4 protein-coding genes are annotated in these 3,534 nt (G+C 76.7%); 2 read left to right on the forward strand and 2 right to left on the reverse strand.

The genetic code is table 11. The annotated features are described in order from the left end of the window. Positions 1-54: 54 nt before the first annotated feature. Positions 55-696, reverse strand: coding sequence for a DUF6758 family protein (locus ACWJ6R_RS32555; RefSeq protein ID WP_449065896.1), 642 nt, complete (start codon positions 694-696; stop codon positions 55-57). Between the two features lie 89 nt (positions 697-785). Here ACWJ6R_RS32555 and ACWJ6R_RS32560 point away from each other — a divergent pair, with 89 nt between their 5' ends. Beyond that, positions 786-1,190 (forward strand): NUDIX hydrolase, encoded by a 405-nt coding sequence (locus ACWJ6R_RS32560; protein WP_449065897.1) that lies wholly within the window; start codon positions 786-788, stop codon positions 1,188-1,190. Here the strand turns inward: ACWJ6R_RS32560 and ACWJ6R_RS32565 are convergent. Next, positions 1,167-2,753, reverse strand: a complete 1,587-nt coding sequence (locus ACWJ6R_RS32565; RefSeq protein WP_449065898.1) for a hypothetical protein — start codon at positions 2,751-2,753, stop codon at positions 1,167-1,169. The genes ACWJ6R_RS32560 and ACWJ6R_RS32565 overlap by 24 nt on opposite strands. A gap of 56 nt (positions 2,754-2,809) precedes the next feature. Here ACWJ6R_RS32565 and ACWJ6R_RS32570 point away from each other — a divergent pair. Beyond that, positions 2,810-3,534, forward strand: a 725-nt coding sequence (locus tag ACWJ6R_RS32570) for a hypothetical protein (RefSeq protein WP_449065899.1), incomplete at its 3' end; no start/stop codon positions are given.

Here is a 3,534-nt window from a genome sequence, read left to right on the forward strand (position 1 = left end):
CGGCCGGGGGCCGGGGCCGGGGCCGGACGGGACACCGCCGGGCGCGCCGGAGCGTCAGGCCTCCCCGACCTCCAGACGCGGCGAGAAGGCGCCGAAGGGCAGGTCGAACACTTGCCCGTCGTCGCGCAGGTCGCGCAGGGAGAGCTCGAAGAGGGCGACCAGGCAGCCCGCGTCGGCGGGCCAGACCACGGCCCACAGCCAGTCGCCCATCGCCTCACCGGCGTAGACCGCCCGGTCGGAGGCGCCGCTCACGCACCAGAGCGCGGCGGGGTGGCCGTTCACGTCGATCTTCGCGTGCGGCGGGCCGTCGCCGAACCCCTCCCCCGGGTCGGGGCCGGGCAGCCCGGCGAACCCCGCGCCGAGTCCCACCCCCGGCTCCTCCGCGATGATCAGCAGGTCGGCGGGGCCCTGGGTCAGCGAGGGGCCGGACAGCGCGACGACGGTGGCCCGGGTGCCGGTGCGCTCGTCGCCCGCCGCGGCGAACCCGGTGACCAGCCAGCCGGTCGGCAGCGGCCACGGCATCCAGACCGGGACGTGGGCCCCACGGACGACGGCCTCCACGGCCGCCTCCGACGGTTGCCGCGGGGACTGCAGGGGCAGGACGTCGCCGTGCGGGCCGCATCGCCAGGCGCTTGACCAAGCACTCGGCGGGCGAAGCGGGCCGAAACAGCGTGGGCAGGTAGGCGATGCTCTCACGCCTACCCACGGTGCTCTTCCGATGACCGGTCAGTCAAGAGCGCAGTCCGTTATGGAGCCGTAATCTTGTTCAGGTGCGCGTAAATTGTGTGGGGGCGATCATCACCGATGATTCCCGGCGGCTGCTCCTCGTCCGCCGCGGCCGCCCGCCCGGCGAGGGGCTCTGGTCGGTTCCCGGCGGCCGGGTGGAGCCCGGCGAGTCCGACGCCGAGGCGGTCGTCCGGGAGGTGGCCGAGGAGACCGGGCTGACGGTCTCGGTCGGACCGCCGGCGGGCACGGTGGACCGCCCCGGCCCGGGAGGCGTGGTCTACGAGATCCGCGACTACCTGGCCGAGGTCGTCGGCGGCGTGCTCGTCCCCGGCGACGACGCCGCCGACGCCCGCTGGTTCGACCCCGGCGAACTGCCCCGCCTGCCCCTGGTCTCCGGCCTGCTGGACGCCCTCACCGGGTGGGGAGTCATCGGTCCGCCGTCAGGGTCGAGCGCCACAGGGTGAGGTGGTCGGCGTCGTAGGTGGTGGACCGGCCCAGGGCCACCACCTGGTCGCCGGAGACCGCGACGGCGCCGAGCCACTGGACGCCGCCGCCCGCCAGGTGGCCCTGGGTCGGCGTGTGCAGCCGCCAGGACCGCCCGTCCCCGGAGGTCCACACCGCGCTGTCCCAGTCTCCCTGAGCGCCCTGCCGGCCCACCGCCACCACCCCGTCCTGGGTCGCCGCCAGATCGTGCACGGCGGCCTCCTGGTCGGCGGGGAGCCAGACCGTCTCCCACGTCGCCCCGTTGTCCCGGGAGACGGCGCCGAACGCCCGGCTGCCCTCAGCGGTCTCGGCGGCGCCGATCGCGACGGCCTGCCCGCCGTACGTGACCACGTGCCGCAGTCCCGCGGACGTCGCGCCGACCGGGAGGACGGGTTTGCGTGCGGTCCAGGTGACGCCGTCGGCCGAGACCCACACCACGCCGGTCTCGTGCCCCGCCGTACCGGAGCCGCCGACGGCCATGTAGCCGGACGAGGTGGGCGAGACGTCGTGCAGGCGCACCCCCACGCCGCCCGCGGCAGCCCCGTCGCCCTGGTGTAGCGCTTCAGGTCGGCGGAGAACCACAGGACGGGGACGGCGGTGGCCGCGCCCCGCTCCTCACCGGCCAGGACGTAGCCGGACGGACCGGCCGCGACCGCGTGCGGGGCGAGGAAGTCGCGGTCGCCCGCCGGCTTCAGCGCGTCCGCGGCCGGGACCCTGCGCCAGTCGCCGCCGTCGGCGGAGGTGACGAGCAGGGGCTCCGTCGAGGAGGCGCCGCTCATGGACCCGCCCACCGCCAGCCAGCCCTTCCTACCGTACGCCACGTCGCCGAGGGCCTGCCGGTGCGCGCCGCCGAGAACCTCCGCCGATCCCGCGGCCTGCCAGTCCTCACCGTCGGGACTGCTCCAGATCCCGGCGTCGCCGAAGACGGAGCCGACGGCGACGAAGCGACCCTCCCCCGCGGCCACCCGGGCCGTCTCGCGGGCGGCCCGGACCAGGCCCTGGATCTCGGCCAGGGGGACCGCCTTCGCCTCGCTCCCCTTGGCCGCCGTGATGAGGACGAGCCGGTTGTCCACCTCGGCGGCGCGCTCGTCACCGCCGACGACGAGCGTGCCGGTGCCGGAGACCGCCAGGGCCCGCAGCGAGCCGGGCAGCCGGCCGAGGTCGGCTGCCCTGGTCCACTCGCGGCCGTCCGCGCTGGTGTGCACGGCGTAGCGCTCCAGGCCCGTCTCGGTGACCGCCGCCACCCCCTCGGGGGAGGAGGTCAGGCGCTTGACGCCCGACCCCTGCGCGTCCAGCCCCGTGATGGCGCCGCAGGCCTCCCACTTCCCGCCGTCGGCCGAGCAGTGCACCCGCACCTCCCCCTCGGCGCTGCGCTGCTGGAGCGGGACCAGGACGAACCCCTTGCGGGCCACGGCGAGCGTGCCCGGCTGCGCGACGACGCCGTCCAGCACCACGCCGGACGGCAGCCAGGACCGCCCTCCGTCGCCGGAGCGCAGGACGACCGAGCCCGGACCGCCCTGGGCCGGATCGGCCAGCGCGACCACGGCGTCCCCCCCGGGCTGCGACCGCCCTGAGGCCGCGGACCCTGTCGGGGGCGCCGATGTCGGGGGTCTCCACCCTGGTCCAGCTCCGCCCGTCGGGCGAGGTCCAGGCGGCGGCCCCCGCGGTGCCGTCATCGAGGACGGCGGTGCCGACCGCGACGAAGCCGGAGGAGGTCCGGGCCAGGTCCGTGATCCTGTCGCCGCTCGCGAACGCGGTCAGCCCTCCGGCGTCCACCGCGCTCCAGCGGTGGCCGTCGACGCTGCTCCACAGTCCCACGGTGAGCCCTCCGGCGGGTCCTCCGGCGTCGGACGGCTCGTTGCCCGCCGCCAGCCAGCGGCCGTCGCCGCCCGCGACCAGGCCGACCGTGGCCGGTCCGCCCTCCTGGCCGGTGAACCCGGTCACCTTCCCCAGCCGCCAGGTCGTGCCTCCGTCCGGTGAGACGAGGAACAGCGGCCGGGGGACGGGGCTGGTGGTGTCGCTGCCGACCGCCACCACGGTCGGGCCCACCGCGGCGATGGCGTTGAGCACCTGGCTGGAACCGTCGCCGCCACCGGCGACGGGCGACGCGAACGTTCCGTCCGCCGGTTGGAAGTCTCCGCCCACCAGGCGCAGTCCCGTGCCCAGCGAGTCGCTCACCCAGCCCCACAGCGTCAGGCCCCCGCCGACCGCCGCGGTCAGGACCAGGACCAGGACCAGGGGCACGACCAGCCGGCGTCCGCCTCTGCCCCGCTTCGGGCTGGAGCGGCGCACGGCCGAGGGCGCGGCGGCCGGCCGGTGGCGTCC

Source organism: Planomonospora algeriensis, assembly GCF_977012225.1.